Annotated in this window: 13 protein-coding genes; 6 read left to right on the forward strand and 7 right to left on the reverse strand. The window is 74.9% G+C overall.

The window, feature by feature from the left end; genetic code table 11:
- Positions 1 to 139: 139 nt before the first annotated feature.
- Both ACQPYD_RS02055 and ACQPYD_RS02060 read left to right on the forward strand, forming a co-directional pair.
- The gene (locus tag ACQPYD_RS02055; protein ID WP_433699533.1) at positions 140 to 2,746 is read left to right on the forward strand and encodes a glycosyl hydrolase family 95 catalytic domain-containing protein; all 2,607 of its coding nucleotides are present in this window, start codon (positions 140 to 142) and stop codon (positions 2,744 to 2,746) included.
- Positions 2,747 to 3,038: 292 nt separating this feature from the next.
- Positions 3,039 to 5,387 (forward strand): xyloglucanase, encoded by a 2,349-nt coding sequence (locus tag ACQPYD_RS02060; protein WP_433699534.1) that lies wholly within the window; start codon positions 3,039 to 3,041, stop codon positions 5,385 to 5,387.
- An 87-nt stretch (positions 5,388 to 5,474) separates the two neighbouring features.
- On the opposite strand, the gene ACQPYD_RS02065 is transcribed toward ACQPYD_RS02060, so the two are convergent.
- The 3 genes from ACQPYD_RS02065 to ACQPYD_RS02075 form a co-directional block, all read right to left on the reverse strand.
- A complete protein-coding gene (locus ACQPYD_RS02065; RefSeq protein WP_267947728.1) occupies positions 5,475 to 6,386 on the reverse strand; it encodes a carbohydrate ABC transporter permease in 912 nt (303 codons plus the stop codon).
- Positions 6,383 to 7,309, reverse strand: coding sequence for an ABC transporter permease (locus ACQPYD_RS02070; RefSeq protein ID WP_402915430.1), 927 nt, complete (start codon positions 7,307 to 7,309; stop codon positions 6,383 to 6,385). The genes ACQPYD_RS02065 and ACQPYD_RS02070 overlap by 4 nt, the downstream gene beginning before the upstream one ends.
- Before the next feature lie 154 nt (positions 7,310 to 7,463).
- Positions 7,464 to 9,125: an extracellular solute-binding protein gene (locus ACQPYD_RS02075; protein ID WP_433699535.1), complete on the reverse strand. Its 1,662-nt coding sequence runs from the start codon at positions 9,123 to 9,125 to the stop codon at positions 7,464 to 7,466.
- Between the two features lie 197 nt (positions 9,126 to 9,322).
- Here ACQPYD_RS02075 and ACQPYD_RS02080 point away from each other — a divergent pair, with 197 nt between their 5' ends.
- Positions 9,323 to 12,208 carry a glycoside hydrolase family 3 C-terminal domain-containing protein gene (locus ACQPYD_RS02080; protein WP_433699536.1) on the forward strand — a complete coding sequence of 962 codons (2,886 nt, stop codon included), beginning with the start codon at positions 9,323 to 9,325 and terminating at the stop codon, positions 12,206 to 12,208.
- A 125-nt stretch (positions 12,209 to 12,333) separates the two neighbouring features.
- Here ACQPYD_RS02080 and ACQPYD_RS02085 read toward each other — a convergent pair whose 3' ends face one another.
- On the reverse strand, positions 12,334 to 13,605 hold the full coding sequence (locus ACQPYD_RS02085; RefSeq protein WP_433699537.1) for an ROK family protein: 1,272 nt from the start codon (positions 13,603 to 13,605) through the stop codon (positions 12,334 to 12,336).
- Between the two features lie 114 nt (positions 13,606 to 13,719).
- Here ACQPYD_RS02085 and ACQPYD_RS02090 point away from each other — a divergent pair, with 114 nt between their 5' ends.
- From ACQPYD_RS02090 to ACQPYD_RS02100, 3 genes are all read left to right on the forward strand, one after another.
- Entirely contained in the window at positions 13,720 to 14,304 is a 585-nt protein-coding gene (locus tag ACQPYD_RS02090) for a GNAT family N-acetyltransferase (protein ID WP_433699538.1), read from the forward strand.
- Between the two features lie 52 nt (positions 14,305 to 14,356).
- Positions 14,357 to 14,827, forward strand: coding sequence for an NUDIX hydrolase (locus ACQPYD_RS02095; RefSeq protein WP_433699539.1), 471 nt, complete (start codon positions 14,357 to 14,359; stop codon positions 14,825 to 14,827).
- 167 nt (positions 14,828 to 14,994) lie between these two features.
- The gene (locus ACQPYD_RS02100; RefSeq protein WP_433699540.1) at positions 14,995 to 15,255 is read left to right on the forward strand and encodes a DUF6504 family protein; all 261 of its coding nucleotides are present in this window, start codon (positions 14,995 to 14,997) and stop codon (positions 15,253 to 15,255) included.
- A 185-nt stretch (positions 15,256 to 15,440) separates the two neighbouring features.
- On the opposite strand, the gene ACQPYD_RS02105 is transcribed toward ACQPYD_RS02100, so the two are convergent.
- The 3 genes from ACQPYD_RS02105 to ACQPYD_RS02115 all read right to left on the reverse strand — a co-directional run bounded on the left by ACQPYD_RS02105 (position 15,441) and on the right by ACQPYD_RS02115 (position 18,723).
- On the reverse strand, positions 15,441 to 16,370 hold the full coding sequence (locus ACQPYD_RS02105; protein ID WP_433699541.1) for a M48 family metallopeptidase: 930 nt from the start codon (positions 16,368 to 16,370) through the stop codon (positions 15,441 to 15,443).
- 343 nt (positions 16,371 to 16,713) lie between these two features.
- Positions 16,714 to 17,418: a DivIVA domain-containing protein gene (locus ACQPYD_RS02110; RefSeq protein WP_433699542.1), complete on the reverse strand. Its 705-nt coding sequence runs from the start codon at positions 17,416 to 17,418 to the stop codon at positions 16,714 to 16,716.
- Between the two features lie 420 nt (positions 17,419 to 17,838).
- Positions 17,839 to 18,723 (reverse strand): N-acetylmuramoyl-L-alanine amidase, encoded by an 885-nt coding sequence (locus ACQPYD_RS02115; protein WP_433699543.1) that lies wholly within the window; start codon positions 18,721 to 18,723, stop codon positions 17,839 to 17,841.
- Positions 18,724 to 18,839 lie beyond the last annotated feature (116 nt).

The raw sequence follows: 18,839 nt of genomic DNA on the forward strand, positions 1-18,839 counted from the left end.
TCGGGGCGGTCCGGGGGAGGCGACGGCGGGGTGGGCATGGGGGCTCCTCCTAGGGTGGGCGCGGGCCGGTTCGGCGCGTGGGCCAACAAAGTATGGCGATACCGCGTCCCCCGGCGACACCCCCACGCGAGGAGCCCGCATGTTCGCGACACGTCAGGTCCGCACCCGCCACCCGGTCACGGACTGGGAGGACGCGCTGGTCACCGGCAGCGGGCGCCTGGGAGCGCTCGTGCACTCCACGGCCGGCCGCACCCGCGTCACCCTCAGCCACGAACGGCTGTTCCTGCCCGTCACGGAGTCCCTGCCCGCCCCGCGGACCTCCCGGGTCCTGCCCGAGGTCCGGCGGCTCCTGCTCCGGGGGCGCTCACGGGAGGCCGCCGCGCTCATCGTCCGGACGGCGGCCGAGGAGGACCCCGGGTACGCGGAGACCCGGTGGATCGACCCGCTGGTGGGGGCGGCCGTGCTGTCGTTCGTCCCGCTCAGGCCCCGGTCGGGCCCGGTGGAGCGCCGGTGCGACCTGGACACGGGCCTGGTCACCGAGGATCTGCCGGGCGGTGTCGTGCACCGGGTCCTCGCCTCCCGCCCCGACCACGCGGTGGCCGTGGAGATCACCTCCGCCGGGGAGGGCGCGGGACCCGGGCCGGCACCCGGTGACGGCCCGGGGGCGGGCGACCGCGCCGGGGGCGGCGCGGCGGCCCCCGGGCGCGTGCCCGCCGCCGTCTCCGGGGACGGGACCGGCGGGGGCGGACTGGACGGGCTGTTGCGCCTCACCCTCCTGGAGGAGAGCCCGCCGGTCCGTCTGGCGGTGGAGTCCGAGACGGCCCCCGGGCTGATGGCGCTGCGCGTCGGCTTCCCCGAACGCCCGCCCGGAACCCTGCCGGGGTACACGGTGACCTGCGAGGTCGTCGCCGAGGGCGGGAGCGTCCGCGTCGTGGAGGAGGGCCTGGAGCTCCGGGGCGCCACCCGCGTCAGGCTGCTCGCCCGCGTGCACGTGCCCGCCCCCGGCCCGCCGCCGCCCCCGGGACCCCCGTCCCGCCCGGGGCCCCCGTCCCGCCCGGGGCCCCCGTCCGCCCGCGGGACCGTCGGCTTCCCGCCCGTCCCGCCCGCCCCGGGAACCGCCGGGCCCGGCGGCCCCCGCGACACGCCGGCCCCCGGCGCTCCCCCCGCCGTGGACTTCGAGGGGATCCTCGCCCGCAACCGGGACGCGCACGGTGAGCTGATGGACCGGTTCCGGCTCCGCCTCGGCGGCTCCGGAGGACGCCCCGTCCCCGGGCGCGCCGCGAACCGCGACGGCGCCGCCGTCGGAACGCCCCTCGGCGAGGACCTTCTGGAGGCGGGCCCCGCCCCCGACCTCGTCGCCCGCCTGGTCGACGCCGGACGGTACGCCGTCATCTCCAGCTGCGGCGACCTCCCGCCCACCCTCCAGGGGGTGTGGAGCGGCACCTACGACCCGCCCTGGCGCTCGGGGTACACCTTCGACGGCAACCTCCCCTCCGCCGTCGCCGCCCTCCACGCCACCGGCACGCCCGAGCTGATGACCAGCGTGTTCGACCTCCTCGACGGCATGGCCGACGACCTCGCCGAGAACGCCCGCCGCCTCCACGGCTGCCGGGGGGCGGTGCTCCCCGCGCACGCCTCCACCTCCGGGCGGCACAACCACTTCGGCCCCGAGTGGTGCCTCACCTGCTGGACGGCGGGGGCCGCGTGGATGTCCCGCCTCTACTGGGACCACTACTCCCACACCCGCGACCGCGCCTTCCTGCGCGACCGGGCCCTGCCCTTCCTCACCGCGGCCGGGGAGTTCTACGAGGACTTCGTCACCGCAGACGGCCTCGTCCCCTCCTACTCCCCGGAGAACACCCCCGGCGACGGTGACGGCCAGGCCGCCGTCAACGCCACCATGGACGTCGCCGCCGCCCGGGACCTGGTCCGCAACCTCGTACGCGCACACCGCGTCCTCGACGGGTCCGCGCCCGGCGGCCGCAGGACCCGCGGCGCCCGCCGCTGGCTGGAGCTCGGGGCCCGCCTGCCCGGCTACCGGGTCGCCCGCGGCGGTGAACTCGCCGAGTGGGCCGGACCCGCGGCCCCCGGGGCGGTCGAGCAGACCGAGAACCACGCCCACCGCCACGCCTCCCACCTCTACCCGCTCTGGTACGAGACCGACCCGGCTTTCGCCTCGCCCCGCCTGCGGGCGGCGGCGGTCCGCGCGGTCCGAGCCCGACTCGGTTGGTGGCGCGGCCAGGAGGCCGACGAGATGGCGTTCGGCCTCGTCCAGCTGGGGCTGGCGGCGGCCAACCTGGGGCTGGCCGGGGAGGCGCACGAAACCCTCGGCCTGCTCGCCACCCGCTACTGGCGGCCCACCCTGGTCCCCACCCACAACAGGGGAGCGCTGTTCAACGTGGACATCGGCGGCGGGTTCCCGGCGGTCGTCGCCGCGATGCTCGTCCGCTCCTCCGAGGGCCGCCTGGACCTCCTGCCCGCCCTGCCCCCGGACTGGCGCGGAGGGCGGGTCGAGGGCCTGCGGGCGCGCGGCGGGATCATCGTCGACAGCCTCGACTGGGAGGGCGGCGCCGCCCGCGCCGAGCTGCGCTCGGTGGAGCCGCGCACCGTCGTGGTCGGCCTCCCCGACGGGGCCCGGCGCACGGTCCGGGTCGGGCCGGAACGGGCCGCCGGGGTCGTCTTCCGGACGGGGGGCGGCCACGGCCCCGCGGACGCCTCCCCGGGCCGAGCCGGGCCGCCCCGGTGAGGGGGCGGGGCCGGAGGCGCCCGCCGTCCCGGCGCGGCCGGACCGGGCGCGCCGGCGGCCCGGCGGCCGGCGGGGCCCGGGCACTCCGTCCACGTGTCCCCAGGACCGGCGGGGCCGGGCCCCGGAGGGCGGGGAGGCGGTTCCGCGCCGTAGTCGAAGCGCTTCGAAATTAGTGCCCCAACACCCCTTGCCGCTACTTAGTCGCCTAATCAGACTAATGGTGAATTCGCGCCTGCCCCCGGGCCCCGGATTTCCCGGCGGCGGACGCTTCCCCCCACCGAGGAGCCCGCACATGCCTCCGCACCCGTCCGGACCCGCCGGACCGTCCGAACCCCCCGATCTCTCCGCCCGCTCGCGGCGGTTCCTGGCCGGCGCCGCCGCGACGGTGTTCGCCGCGACGGCCGTCGCGGCCGCCGTGACCACCGCCGACGCGGCCCCCTCCGGGCCGTCCCCCGCGCAGGACGCGTACACGTGGGACAACGCGCAGATCGCCGGCGGGGGGTTCGTCCCCGGCATCGTCTTCAGCGAGACCGAACCCGGCCTGGCCTACGCCCGCACCGACATCGGCGGCGCCTACCGCTGGGACACCGCCACCGAGCGCTGGGACCCCCTGCTCGACTGGGTGGGCTGGGACGACTGGGGCTGGACGGGCGTGGTGAGCATCGCCACCGACCCCGTCGACCCCGACCGCGTCTACGCGGCCGCGGGCACCTACACCAACGACTGGGACCCGAACAACGGGGCCATCCTGCGCTCCGACGACCGGGGCGAGACCTGGGAGGCCACCGAGCTGCCGTTCAAGCTCGGCGGCAACATGCCCGGTCGCGGCCTGGGCGAACGCCTCGCCGTGGACCCCAACGACAACAGCATCGTGTACTTCGGGGCGCGGGGCGGCCACGGACTGTGGCGCAGCACCGACTTCGGTGCGACCTGGGCCGAGGTGGAGGAGTTCCCCAACCCCGGCGACTACGTCCAGGACCCCTCCGACGGCACCGGGATGGCGAGCGACGTCACCGGGGTCACCTGGGTCGTCTTCGACCCGTCCAGCGGCACGCCCGGCGAGCCCACCCAGGACGTCTACGCGGGCGTCGGGGACCTCGACGACCCCCTCTACCGGAGCCGGGACGGCGGACAGAGCTGGGAACCCGTCCCCGGGGCGCCCACCGGGTTCCTGCCCGCGCACGCGGTCGTGGACCACGAGGGCGGACAGCTCTACCTCGCCACCACCAGCACGCCCGGCCCCTACGACGGCGACTCCGGCGACGTGTGGCGGCTCGACACCGCCGGCGGCGGGTGGACGCGCATCAGCCCCGTGCCCTCCGACTCCGCGGACAACTACTTCGGCTACGGCGGACTCACCGTCGACCGGCAGGACCCGGACACGCTGATGGTCGCCACCCAGATCTCCTGGTGGCCGGACATCCAGATCTACCGCAGCACCGACCGGGGTCAGACCTGGACCCAGGCATGGGAGTACAGCTCCTACCCCGAGCGCGAGACCCGCTACGACATGGACATCTCCACCGCGCCCTGGCTCGACTGGGGAGGCGCCGGGACGCCCCCGGAGACCCAGCCCAAGCTCGGCTGGATGACCCAGGCCATGGCCATCGACCCGTTCGACTCCGACCGGTTCATGTACGGCACCGGCGCCACCGTCTACGGCAGCGACAACCTCACCAACTGGGACGACGACACCGTCTTCGACATCGAGGTGAAGGCCCACGGCATCGAGGAGACCGCCGTCAACGACCTGATCAGCCCGCCCGAGGGGGCGCCCCTCCACTCGGCGGTGCTCGACCTCGGCGGCTTCACCCACGAGGACCTGGACACCGTCCCGGACCGGATGTTCCACGAGCCCCACTGGGGCGCCGGGACCGCTCTCGACTTCGCCGAACTCGCCCCCGCGACCATCGCGAGGGTCGGCGGCGGAGCGGACGACGCCGCCATCGGCCTGTCCACCGACGGCGGCGACAGCTGGTGGGCGGGACAGGAGCCCGCCGGGGTGACCGGCGGCGGCACGGTCGCGGTCGGGGCCGACGGCTCGTCGGTCGTCTGGAGCCCGGACGGGACGGGGGTGCACGTGTCCACCACGAGCGGTTCGTCGTGGACGGCCTCCACCGGGGTCCCGGCCGGGGCCCGGGTCGAGGCGGACAGGGTGGACCCGGACGTGTTCTACGCGGTGGCCGGGGGGACCTTCTACACCAGCACGGACGGCGGGGCCTCCTTCACGGCGCGCTTCGACGGCCTGCCCGCCGAGGGCGGCATCCGCTTCGGCGCGGTGCCCGGCCACACCGGGGACGTGTGGGTCGCCGGAGGAGCCGGCGACGACTACGGGATGTGGCGCACCACCGACGCGGGCACGGCCTTCGAGCGCGTCGGGGCGGTGGACGAGGGCGACGCGGTCGGCTTCGGCGCCCCCGCGCCGGGGTCCGACTACCCGGCGGTCTACACCAGCTCGCGGATCGACGGCGTGCGGGGGATCTTCCGCTCCGACGACGCGGGCGCCACCTGGGTCCGGATCAACGACGACCGGCACCAGTGGGGCTGGACGGGGGCCGTGGTGACCGGTGACCCGAACGTCTACGGCCGGGTCTACATCGGCACCAACGGCCGGGGCATCGTCTACGGCGACCCGGCCTAGCGCAGGGGGCGCGGGGGCCGGGGAACGCTCTCGGGCGATCCGCGCCCGGCGCGCCCGTCCGACCGGGACGGGCGCGCCGGGGCCCCGCTAGCCCTTGACGGCGCCGATGATGACGCCCTTCGTGAAGTGCTTCTGCACCAGGGGGTAGATGAACGTGACCGGCACCAGGGCCACCACCACGATGGCCATCTGGATGGCCAGGTTGGGCGCCGACGCCGTCCCCTGGACCGCGTCGCCGATCACCGAGCTCGAACTGATCTGCTGTCCCTGCTGGACGTACTGCCGCAGCACCAGCTGCAGCGGCCACCTGGCGTTGTCGTTGATGTAGAGGATCGCGTTGAAGAAGGCGTTCCAGTAGCCCACCGCGTAGAACAGCCCGACGACGGCGGTGACCCCCTTGGACATGGGCAGGACCAGGCGGGTCAGGATCGTCCACTCGCCGGCCCCGTCCACCCGGGCGCTGTCGGCGATCTCCCCCGGCAGGTTCATGAAGAACGCGCGCATCACCACCAGGTTGAACGCGTTGACCGCCGTGGGCAGGATCAGCGACCAGTAGCTGTCGATCAGTCCGAGGTCGCCGACCAGCAGGTACAGCGGGATCATGCCGGGTGCGAACAGGAACGTCAGCAGGACCGCGAACAGCAGCGGCCGGTGCCACAGCGAACCCGGCTGGGACAGCCCGTACGCGGCCAGGACCGTGGCGGCCAGGCTGACGGCGGTGCCGACCGCCGTCACCCCCAGGCTCACCAGCACCGCCCGGGACACGACGCCGCCGCCGAACAGGTCGGCGTAGGCCTGGAGGGAGAAGCCCTGGGGCACCATGACGAGCCCGCCCGCGGCGTTCACCGCGGAGGCGGGGGACAGGCTGGTCAGGACCACGACGTAGAGGGGGAAGACGATGACGGCCGCGATCGCCGCCAGCGTGGTGTTCTTCGCTGCGCGGGCGGGGAGGCTCGGGCGTTCCGCCCACACGGGGCGGTCCTTGAACAGTGTGCTCATGCGCGTCGGTAGATTCCGTTTTCGCCCATCTTGTGGGCCAGCTTGTTGGCCAGCAGGATCAGGACCAGGCCGACGACGCCCTTCACGAGGCCCGCGACCGCTCCCGCACTGAAGTTCCCCGTGACCAGTGTCTGGTGGTAGATGAAGGTGTCCAGCACCTCGGAGACCTGCGCGCCGAAGGCGTCCCTCTGCAGGTAGAACTGCTCGAACCCGACGTTGAGGATGTCGCCGATCTTGAGGATCAGCAGCAGGACGATGACGGGCCTCAGGCCCGGCAGGGTGATGTGCCACATGCGCTGCCAGCGGTTGGCGCCGTCCACGGCCGCCGACTCGTAGAGGTTCTGGTTGATGGCGGCCAGCGCGGCGAGGAAGATGATCGTTCCCCACCCCGCGTCCTTCCAGACCATCTGGGAGGTGACCACGAACAGGAACGCGTCGGGGTCGCTCATGATCTCCAGCGGCGCGTACCCGTTCTGCCGCAGGAGCTGGGAGAACAGTCCGGCCCCGCCCAGGATCTGCTGGAACAGGGTGACGACCAGGACCCACGAGAAGAAGTGCGGCATGTAGACGATGCTCTGGAGGACCAGCCGCAGCCTCGGCGTCATGACGCTGTCCAGCAGGATCGCCAGCGCGATGGGGATCGGGAAGAAGAACACCAGCTGGACCGCGGCGATGACCAGGGTGTTGCCCGCGGCGCTCCAGAAGCGCGGGTCGGTGAACAGCCGCTCGAACTGGGCGAACCCGACCCACGGGCTGCCGAGGAGGCCGTCCCAGGGGTTGTACTCCTGGAACGCGATGACGTTGCCGAGCGTCGGCGCGTAGTGGAAGACGGCGAGCAGTCCGAGCGCCGGGACCGTCATCAGCAGCAGCTGCCAGTCGCGGCGCAGCCGGGCGCGCAGCGGCGCGCGGGTCGGGCGCCTCACGTCGGGGACGGTCCGGGGCCGGGCCCGGCCCCCGCGTCCCCGGGGCGCCGGGGCCGCTGTCCGCGGCGTGCGCGGACCCCGGCCGGCCCCGGGCCCGGCCGCGGGGCCGGCCGCGTCGCCGTGCCGGAGGCCGTCCACGGGGGCGCCGGTCCGCTCAGTCACGGCCGTGCTCCTGGAGGACGCCCATGTAGAACTCCCGGCCCTCGTCCCCGCCGTCGCGCCGCCAGTCCGCGACGGCCCGGTCCAGCTGCCCGAGGTCCTCGCGCCCGCGGATGATGTCCTCGACCTTGTCGGTCATGGGGGTCTCCGCGCCGGAGAAGCGCTCGGGGCGCTGGATGCGGATGCCCGCGAACGGGTCCTCCTCGGTGAACTGGGCGGCGTGGTTGTACCAGGTGGTCTTCCACTCGACGAAGTCCGGGTACTGGCTCTCGGTGATCGCCTGGGGGCGCCCGCTCAGGAAGTAGTAGCCGTCGTTGACCTCGCCGTTGCCCAGGTCGGTCAGCTGGGGCGCCCCCTGGTCGGAGCGCTCGTGGTGGACGCCCTCCTCGCCGTAGCGGTAGTCCATGTACTCCTGGGTGCCGAACGGCGCCGCGCAGAAGTCGAGGATGCCGAGGACCTCCTCGATCTGCTCCGGCTCCATCCCCCTGCGCACGAACACGGACTGGGCGGAGGGGTCCGCGGTGTGCATGACGGGGTCCCGGCCGGAGTCGCCGAACACCGGCATCAGGTCCAGGCGGAAGCCGGGGTGGTCGCCGAGCATCGCCGCGTACGCCTCGTGCCAGGCGCCGATGCCGTCCTGGTTGAAGACGATCTGACCGGAGTTGAGCAGCTCCTTGGAGTTGTCGGCCTGGGCGACGATGTCGGGGTGGACGAGTCCGGCGTCGAAGATCCTGCGCATGTACTCGACGCTCGCCCGCCACTCGTCCGTCTCGAACATGTGGATGAGCTCGCCGTTCTCGTACCGCCACTGCTTGGGGGCGCCGAACACCTGGCGGATGCTGAGGTTGAAGTCGCCGAACGCCCACCGGTTGCCGTCGGGGTCGTTGATCTCCTCGCCGATCGCGAACAGGTCGTCCGGGCTGGCGGGCGGCTCCAGGCCGTACTCCTCCAGCAGGTCGCGCCGGTACAGGACCCAGTTGCTGAACGGCTCGGACGGCCAGGGCACGCCCTGGAGCTGCCCGTTGAAGACGTTCCAGCGCCAGGCGTCGCTCTCCAGGTTGGCCAGCAGGGGGTAGGCGGCGGCCGCGTCGCCGGCCAGGTACGGGGTCAGGTCCTCGAAGAGTTCGCCCACGGCCCGGTTGAACTGGGGGATCAGGTTGATGACCCAGTCGGGGAACATCGTGATGTCGGCGACGTCGCGTCCGGCGATCACCGCGTTCATCTTGTCGATGATCGTGTTGCCGTCCTGGAAGTTGAACCTGACCGTCGAGCCGAGCCGCCCGTTGACGTGGTCGAAGAACGAGTTGTTGCCCAGTCCCGGGGGGATCGGCCCCCACATGGGGGTCATCGCCGTGTACTCGCCGCCGCGTCCCCGCGGCTCGGACACCGCCCGGAGGAACGTGTCGGGGTAGGCCGTGAACCCGGAGGGCGCGCCGTGCAGCCCCTCGATGTCGGGGGAGACGCCCTCGAAGGGGATGTAGGTGGGGATCAGGTCGTCCAGGGAGGTGGCGGCCGCGGCGGAGCCGCCGCCTCCGCCGCCCGATCCCGACGAGCAACCGGAGAGCACGCCCGCCGAGAGGGCGGCCGCGGTGGAGGCTCCCATGATGCCGAGGAAGCGCCGGCGGCCGGGCAGGGGAAGCAGGGGGGTGGGGGGCATAGCGTCGTTCCTTCGGTCGAGCAGGCCGGAGCCCAGGGGGGTAGGAAACGAAGGGCCATTTTGCTATGAATTAGTTGGCCGTTTAGACAAACAAATTACTGCACTGTGATGTGGCACACAAGATCCCTTCGAGGACGAAGTCGAAGCGGTTCGATTTCGAGGGGCATTGCCGCCGCGCACGAGAGACGGAACCCCCCATGAGCACGCATGCGACCGTCCCGCCCCACCGGGACCCCGGCCTCCCCGACGAACTCCGCCTGGACGACCTGCTCAGCCGCCTCACCACCGACGAGAAGATCGGGCTCCTGCACCAGCACCAGGCCCCCGTCGAGCGCATCGGCCTCGGCCCCTTCCGCACCGGAACCGAGGCGCTGCACGGCCTGGCCTGGCTCGGCCCGGCCACCGTCTACCCGCAGGCCCTCGGCCTCGCCAGCGCCTGGGACCCCGAGCTGCTGCGCCGGGTCGGGGAGGCCACCGCCGACGCGGTGCTCGCCGGCCTGGACCGGGGGGCCGGACGCAACGTGTGGGCGCCCGTGGTCAACCCCCTGCGCGACCCCCGCTGGGGGCGCAACGAGGAGGGGTACTCCGAGGACCCGTGGCTGACCGGCCTCCTGGCGACCGCCCACGCGCGCGGCCTCGCCGGGAACGGCGCCCGGCTCCGCACCGCGCCGACCCTCAAGCACTTCCTCGGCTACAACAACGAGGAGGATCGCTGCGTCACCTCCAGCGACCTGCCGCCCAGGGTCCTGCGCGAGTACGAGCTGCCCGCGTTCCTGCCCGCGCTGGAGGACGGGGCGGCCGTCGCCGTCATGCCCTCCTACAACCTGGTCAACGGGCGTCCCGCCCACCTGAGCCCGCTCATCGGCGAGATCCTGCGCCCGGCCGCCCCGGACCACATCCTGGTGGTCAGCGACGCCTACGCCCCCGCCAACCTGGCCGGGCTCCAGGCCTTCCACCCCGACCCGCCGACCGCCTACGCGCACGCCCTCCGCGCCGGGGTCGACAGCCTCACCCAGGACGACGACCGCCCCGACGGCCCCCTCGGGCACGTCCGGGAGGCGCTGAGGCGGGGACTGCTCACCGAGGCCGACATCGACCGGGCCGCCCGCCGCGTGCTGTCGATCCGGCTCCGGCTCGGCGAGTTCGACCCCGGCCGCCCGGCGGGCCCGGACGGCGGGGGAGACCCGGGCTCCGGGGACCGCGCGGAGGGGGGCGGAGGCGCCGCGGAGCGGCCGGGCGGGGCCGAACCCGCCGGCGCGTACACGGACGACACCCCCGCGCACCGGGCGCTCGCCCGCGAGGCCGCCACCCGCTCCCTCGTCCTGCTCCGCAACGACGGGCTGCTGCCGCTGCGCGGCGTGCGCCGTGTCGCCGTCATCGGCCAGCTCGGCGACACCGTGCTGGAGGACTGGTACAGCGGCACCCTGCCCTACGCCGTCACCGCGCGGGCCGGCATCGCCGAACGGGTCGAGACCGTGTTCTGCGAGGGCGCCGACCGGATCACGCTCGACACCGACGGCGGACGGGTGCTCGCCCCGGCCGGCGGCGGGCCCCTGGAGGTCGTCGCCCCCGGACACGGGGACGGAACCGGCTTCGACCTCCTGGACTGGGGCGGCGGAGCCTGCGCGCTGCGCTCCGCCGGGACCGGCCTGTACGTGGACGAGCAGCCGGACGGCGCCCTCGCCTGCACCGCGCCCGGACCCGGGACCTGGGAGGTCCGCCAGACCTTCCGGTTCGAGGAGCGCGCCGACGGCCTGGCCTGCCTCGTCCAGGTCCACAGCGGACGCCGTGTCGCAGTCGGCGCCGAAGGGGTCCTCCGGCTCACCGACGACCCCGCCGGGGCCGCCGGGTTCCGGGTCACGGGGCTGGGCACGGGGGCGGCGGAGGCCGCCCGGGCCGCCGCGTCCGCCGACGCCGTCGTCGTCGTCGCGGGCGACCACCCGATGGTGAACGGGCGCGAGACCGAGGACCGGACCGACCTCGACCTGGCCGCCGCGCAGGAGCGGGTCCTGCGCGCCGTGCACGCCGCCAACCCGGCCACCGCGCTGGTGCTCAGCAGCGGCTGCCCGTTCGGCGTCACCTGGGCCGACGACCACCTCCCCGCGATCCTCTGGTCGGCCCACGGGGGCCAGGAGTACGGCAACGCCCTCGCCGACGTGCTCTTCGGCGACGCCGAGCCCTCCGGCAGGCTCACCCAGACCTGGTACCGGTCCGCCGACGACCTCCCCGGCCCGCTCGACTACGACATCATCGGCGCGCGCGGCACGTACCTGTACTTCGAGGGGGACCCCCTCTACCCGTTCGGTCACGGCCTCGGCTACACCCGCGTCGAGTACGCGGCCCCCGCCGTCACGGTCGACGGCGGCCGGGTCACCGTCACCGTCGTGGTCGTCAACACCGGGCCCCGCCCCGCGGACGAGGTCGTGCAGGTGTACACGCGGCAGCTGGCCTCCCGGGTGCGGACCCCGCTGCGCGCGCTGCGCGGCTTCACCCGTGTCCGCGTCGAACCCGGCGGCGGCGCCGTGGCCACGGTGTCGTTCGACGTGGAGGACCTCGCCCTGTGGGACACCACCCGCGACAGGTTCGTCGTCGAGGAGGCGCCGCGCGAGGTGCTCGTCGGGCGCTCCGCCACGGACATCCGGGCCACGGCCGCCCTGAACGTCCCCGGGGAGGCCATCCCGCCCCGGGACGCGTACGAACCGTGGTCGGCCGCCGGGTACGACGAGGCCCGGGGCACCGCGCTGTGCCCGCTCACCCCCGAACGCGGCGACGCGGTGCGGGCGCGGGCGGACGGCGCCTGGGCGGCGTTCCACGACGTGGACCTCGGCGCGGGGGCCGCCGCCTGCCACCTGTCGGTCAACGCCGGACACGCCGCCACCGTGCGCCTGCGCCTGGACGACCCCGGCGACGGGCCGACCCTCGCCGTCGTGGACGTTCCGGCGGACCGGGACCGCTACGGCTTCACGGCCGTCCGCGCGCCCCTGGTCCCCGACGGCGTGCCCGCCCGCGGGGTCCGCGACGTCTACCTGGTGTTCGAGCGCTCCGGCACGGCGGTCGCCACCCTGGGGTTCTCCCGGGACTGACACCGGGCGGGACCCGCCGCCCGGAGCCCCGGTGCGCGGGCCGGAGCCCCGGGCCGGGGCGGACGCCGGACGCGTCCCCCGCGGACCCGGCCCGCGGGGGACGGGCCCCGCAGCCGCGGGACCGCCTACGAGCCGCCCGGGACCGCCGCCCGGGCGGCCCCCGGCGCGGGGAGCGGCAGCAGGCCGACGTCGAGCGCGTGGATCATCGAGGCGGCCGCGCCGCGGGCCGCCGCGCTCAGGCCCAGGGCCGACAGTTCGATCCGGCAGCCGCCCGCCCCCGGAGCGAACACGTTCGCCACGACCTCCTCGCGGCAGCCGGGCAGCAGCCACGGTCCCATGGGCACGAAGTACCCGCCCAGCAGCACCACGCTCGGGTTGGTGACGTTGACGAGCGTCGACAGCCCCCGGCCCAGCCACATGCCCGCCCGCTCCAGCGCGCCCACGGCGACGCCGTCACCGCTTTCGGCCCGCTCCACCGCCGCCGACACCAGTTCCGCGACGTCGCTCCCCGACAGGGGGCGGTCCGGCACGAGGTCCGGCACGGCCCCGCGCACGATCGCGCCGATGCCCGCCAGCGACTCCAGGCAGCCGCGGCGTCCGCAGGCGCACTCCGGGCCGTCCGGGGCGAGCGCCAGGTGGCCCACCTCGCCCGCGAACCCGCCCGCGCCCCGCAGCAGCTCGCCGCCGGCCAGGATGCCCGCGCCGATCCCCACCTCGCCGGTCACGTACGCCAGGTCCGGCGTGCCCGCGAAGGACCCCACCCGGTACTCCGCCATCGCCGCCAGGTTCGCGTCGTTGTCCACATGGACCGGCACGTCACCCGCCCCCGCCGTACGCAGCAGGTCCCCCACCAGGTCCCGCAACCGCACGCCCTGCCAGCCCAGGTTGGGCGCGCGGGTGACGGTCCCCGCGGGCGCGTCGATCAGCCCCGGCACGGCCACGCCCGCCGCCACCACGGCGCGCCCGCTGAGCTCCGGGGACTCCATGGCCTCCCGCAGCGTCCGCGCGATGCGCCGCGCGCACGCCTCCGGCCCCGCCGAACGCGCGTCGAAGGGGACGTGGCGGCTTACGAGTTCGTTCCGCAGCAGGTCCACGGCGACCACCGACAGGTAGTCGACGTTGACCTCCAGGCCGACCGCGGCCACCGACGAGTCGTCCAGCGCCAGCAGCACGCCCGGACGGCCCACCCTCTGCCGCGAGGTCTCCCCGGTCTCCAGGACCAGCCCCCGCGCCATCAGGTCGGCGACCAGGCTGGACACGGTGGTCTTGTTCAGGCCCGTCGCGGACGCGACCGCCGAGCGCGAACACGGGGCCAGCTCGCGGACCGTGCGCAGCACGACGCCCAGGTTGGTCTCGCGGACCGTCTGGAAGCTGACCGTTCCCGAACCGACCGTCACCGGGTCCCCCTCGCGTCGCCGGCGCCGCGCGCCGTGCCCGGATCGTACAGGGGCCGCGGAGGGGTCGTGGAAACCCGGTTGCGCCGTTCCGGGCCCTCTGCTGGAATCCCGGCCATGGTTCCTCCCGACGTCTTCCGCGACCAGCCCGCGCTCCACGGGACGAGGGTCCGGCTCGTGCCCCTCGACGCCGAGAGCGGCGAGGCCCTGCTCGGTCCGATGGTGGACATGGACCCCGAGGTCCGCAGGCTCACGGGGACCCACCGCCGGTTCACCGGGGACGAGCTGCGGAGGTGGTACGCCACCCGCCCCGACCACCACGACCGCGCCGACTGGGTGATCGTGTCGCGGGAGGACGGGAGGGCCGTGGGCGACTGCGCGCTCCTCGGACTGGACCCGGACAACGCCTGCGCGGGGTACCGGATCGCGCTCTACGACATGGCCTCCACCGGGAGGGGCTACGGGACCGAGGCCACCGACCTGGTGCTGGAGTACGCGTTCACGGTGGCCGGCCTGCACCGGGTGAGTCTGGAGGTGTTCGCGTTCAACGCCAACGCCCAGAAGTCCTACGCCCGCTCCGGTTTCGTCAGGGAGGGCGTGTGGCGCAAGCACCTGCGCTGGAACGGGGAGTGGCACGACGCCGTCCTCATGTCGATCCTCGCCGAGGAGCACGAGGAGCTGCGCGCCTCCCGGGGGCGCTGAGGGGCGCGGGGCGTGCGGCGGCCGTCCCGGCCGGTCTCGTAGGCTCGTGCGCATGCCCGTACCTGACTTCCTCCTCGCGCTGCGCGACCACGTCGGCCACGGTCTCCTCCCGCTCGTGGGGGTCACGGGGGTGGTGATCGGCGAGAACGGCGACATCCTCCTGCACAGGCGCGCCGACGACGGCCGCTGGGCCCCGCCCGGCGGCATCCTCGAACCCGGGGAGCAGCCCGCCCCCGCCGTCGTGCGCGAGGTGAGGGAGGAGACCGGCCTGGAGGTCGAGGTCGAGAGGCTGGCCAGCGTGGTCGGCCAGGAGCCCCGCACCTACCCCAACGGGGACCGGGTCCAGTTCCTCGACCTCGCCTTCCGCTGCCGCGTCGTCGGCGGCGCCCCCGACGCCGGCGGCGACGAGACCCTGGAGGTCCGGTGGTTCCCGCCGGACGCGCTGCCGGACATGCCGCCGCGCATCCTCGACCGCATCGCGAACGCCCGCGCCGACGACCCCGCCCCGTACTTCGTCGTGTAGGGGCGACGGCGACGGCGACGGCGCCCGGGCGCCGCGACACGCCGGAGGCGGGTCCACCGCCCCGGGCGGCCCGCGCCCCTAGGGTGTTCCGGGTCCGACACCGCCCGGCAGGGCCACCGTTTCGAGAGGCTTGACTTTCTCGAACAAGAGTTCGATAGGCTGCCCGCGTGAGTCTCCTGAACGAACACATCGACGTACGTTCCACCCGGGACGGCACCCCCGCCCGGTTCACCTGGCGAGGTCGCACCTTCCGGGTGCGCAGGATCATCGGGGACTGGCCCGCCCGCCCCGAAGTGCCCGGGACGCCCGCCACCCAGGTCCACCTGCTCCGCGTCTCGGCCGAGTCCGAGGCGGGGGAGCCCAGCATCATCGACATCACCCGCGACGTCGCGTCCGACCGCTGGACCATGCGCCGCCAGTGGAGCTAGGTGTACTGACCACGGAGGTTGGTAACTCCCACCCCGCCTGACACATGACAGGCAAGAGGGCCTCCGGTACCGGTGCGGACCGCGACATCCGCACCGGCGCGCCGGAAGGCCCCCGGCGCCCCCACATCCGCCGGACGCCCGGCGCCGGCCCGGTGCGCGGCCCGGGCGGGCGGCCGTCCCGGCTGTCAGAGGAAGACGCGTCCGCGCCGGGTGCGGTCGCGCAGCGCCGCCATCCGCCGCGTGTTGCTGGGGCGGCGGATCAGCAGGTGGTACAGCAGCAGGGAGCAGCCCCGGTCGGTGCGGGCGCGGTCCGCCATCTCCCCCATGTTCACCCGGGTGTAGAGGCGGGCTCCCCCGGCGAGGAGCCTGACGGCGTGCGCCCCCTCGGGGAAGCGGGAGTAGGCGTGGTCGTCGGCGGTGTACTCCATCGCGCGGGACAGCGCCGAACCGAGCCCCGGGACGAGGTCCCCGCCGATCGTCGCCATCCGCCGCCAGAAACCGGTGTGGCCGGCGGCCACGTGGCCGAGCTGGTGGGCGACCAGGAACGCCAGGGCCTCCGGGTCGCGCAGCCCTCCACCGCCGTCGAACAGCGCGTCCGACAGCACGAGGTAGCGGCGCCGCCCGTGGCCGGAGGCGTCCGTCCCGCAGGGCCCGCCGCCGATCCGGACATACGCCTCGGGGGGTCTCGGCAGTCCCATGTCGGCGGCCAGCGACACCACCGTCCGGTACGCCTCGGGGAACTGCGTCGGCGAGATCTTCACCGACTCCGCGCGGCGCCGGGCGTACAGCAGCCCCCGCGCCGCCCAGCACACCGCGGGTACCGCCGCCAGTGCGCAGACCACGCACTCCCACGACCCCGTCGCCGCCCACACGGTGCGGGCGAGCACCCCGGCCATCACGAGGGTCACGGCCGCGCACGCCGCCAGCAGCGGCCCCTCCCACGGGTGCGCGGGTGTCGGCACGAGTTCCTCGTCCGCGTCGCACGGGACCAGGTCGGCGGAGCGGTCGGCCACCGGCGGGAGCCGCGCCCCCGCCCCGGAGGGCGCGGTGGGGCCGGGTGCGCCGCGGACCGGCCAGGCGGTGGCGCGGCCCTCCGGGCACGTCGGGTGGAACATCCTGCCTCCCCTCGGGTCACGGTCAGTGAGACAGCAGGGTCGACTACTCGCTGTGTTCAAATATTACTTTCCGCTTCCCCGGGGATGGGGTTCGTGCGCTACGGCGTGTCCGGAAGAGGCGGGTCGGTACTGGTTGCCCCGGCGTCGCGTCCGGGCCCCGCCCGGGACACGCGCCTGCCGCGGGCCCCGTCCCCGCGCGGACCCGCCCGCCGGACGGGACCGCCCCCTCCACGGGCCCGCCCCCGTCCGCGCCGCCGGGGCCGGAGGGCACGCGCGACCGGGTCCCGCCGGCCGGGCTCCGCCCCCACGCCTCGCGTCCGGTGCGCGGCAGGACCCGCGCCGGCTACTGCTGCTCGTAGCGGCGCAGCTCCTCCGCCAGCGCGTCCAGGAACCGGTCCACCTGCGCCGGGTCGTACCCCGGGCGCGCCCGGGTGGTGGCGAACTGGACCCGCTCCACCTCCGCCGCCGTGAGGGTCGCGCGGTCCGGGAGCCCCTGCTGGAGAGCGTCGAGCGTGAACTCGGCGCGGTCCAGGAAGTCGTCGACCTCCTGCTCGTTGTAGCCGGTGGTCAACCGGGTGGTGGCGAACTGCTGCTCACGGATGTCCTCCGGCGTCATCCCGAACCTGTGCGGCGGCCCCGCCGGGCCGGTCCGGCCGGGAGGCGTGCGGCGCCTGCCCTCCGACGGGTCCTGCCGGTCGGCCGGACCGGTCCGGGAGGCCCCCGGCCGGGGCGGCAGCGGCGGGGTGGTCCGGTCGCCGAACCGGCCGAGGCCGCGTCCGGCGAGGTCGGCGACCACGACGTCGAGGAAGTCGTCGACCTCGTCCTCGCGGTACCCCGGGCTCAGCCTCGTGGTGCGGAACCGTGAGTTGCGCACCTCGTCGGCCGTGATGAGCGGGCCCGTGCGCGGCCCGCCCTCCAGGGCGACGAGCGTCGCCTCGATCCGGTCGAGGAGCGCGTCGACGTCCTCCTCGTTGTAACCCGGGCGCAGACGCACCGTGTGGAACTTCTTTTCGCGGATGTCCGCCGGTGTCAGAGGCATGGTCCCCATTGTGCAGTTCAGGAGGTTCTCGTGGCGGTCATCCCCGGCCCGCGCGTGATTCCGCGTCCGAGGGCGGATCCGACGAGACTGGCGAGGACCTCCCGTGCCCGTCCGCGGCCGTACCCGCGCAGGACCGGGGCCGTTCCTCGGCGCCGGTCGGCGCCGGCCGCCGGTCCCCGGGCGGGCCGGGGAAGGGGGCGCCCGCGCGGGGCGGGGAGCCCTGGGGCACGGCCACCGCGAAGGACGCCCGGCCGAGGACGTCCTCGGCCCGGGCGCGGTGGAGGCCGCGCCGGACCGCGCCGGGGGCCGGGGCCTCCGGCAGGCCCTGCGCGGGGCGGGGGGAGGTCATGCACGCATTATGCCGAGGCGGGACCGCCCCCGCCATACGAACGGGCGGTCTTGGCCGGGTGCGGACGTTCCGGCCGGTCCTCAGTTCCGCATGAGGTAGGCGGCCATCCCCTGGGCGATGGAGTCCGCGGCGCGCTCGCGCCACGCGGGGTCGGACAGGAGTTCGGCGTCCTCGGGGTTGCGCATGTTGCCCGCCTCCAGGAACACCTTGGGCACCGTGGACATGTTCAGCCCGCCCAGGTCGGTGCGCTCGTCCAGGCCCTCGTCGGCGAGGTAGTCGGCGTAGGGGATGTCGCTCCCCTCCAGGTACGCGCGGCGGACGTCCTCGGCGAGCAGCCGGGAGGGCTCCACGATCTCCTCGGTGAAGCCGTCCACCTCGCCGGGCATGATCACGTGGAACCCGCGACCGGACTCGGGCCCGCCGTCGGCGTGGATGGACAGGGCCGCGTCGGCCTCCGCCTCGTTGCCGATCCCGGCGCGCTCGTCGATGCACGGGCCGACGCCCTCGTCGTCCTCCCGGGTGAGGAGGACGGTGGCGCCGTCGGCCTCCAGCCGCTCCTTGACCAGGAGGGAGAGCTCCCAGTTGAACTCGTGCTCCGGGTAGCCGTCCCCGGTCTCGGCGCCGACGGTGTCGCAGGCCTTCTCGGCGGGGCCGGCGGGGACGAGCGCGTTGATCTCTCCCGGCGCGGAGGCGTTGCCGCCGTTGTGGCCCGGGTCGATGACGACGACGCGCGTGCCGAGGGGGCCCTCGCCGACGGGGCCGTCCTCGGGCGCGGCGTCGCGGTCGCCGCCGGGGGCGTCGCCGCCGTCCTGCGGCCCGGGAAGGGGAGGCGCCGCCGTGGGGTCGCCGCCGGAGGCCCCTCCGGGCGAGGCCGAGCAGGCGGCGGTGAGGAGGAGGGCGAGGGACGCCAGAGACAGGGCGCGGGTGGCGCGGCTCCGGGGCCCTGGCGGTGCGGAGACGGGCATGCCCACAACCTAGTCGCTCGCGGTACCCGGGGCATACCGACTCATATCCCGACGAAAGGTGTTCGGCAGGGGAGAGGGGCCCGACAAAGGGGATGTGTCGCCCGTCACCGCGGAGG

The organism is Nocardiopsis sp. CA-288880 (assembly GCF_050955985.1).
GTDB classification, from domain to species: domain Bacteria; phylum Actinomycetota; class Actinomycetes; order Streptosporangiales; family Streptosporangiaceae; genus Nocardiopsis; species Nocardiopsis tropica.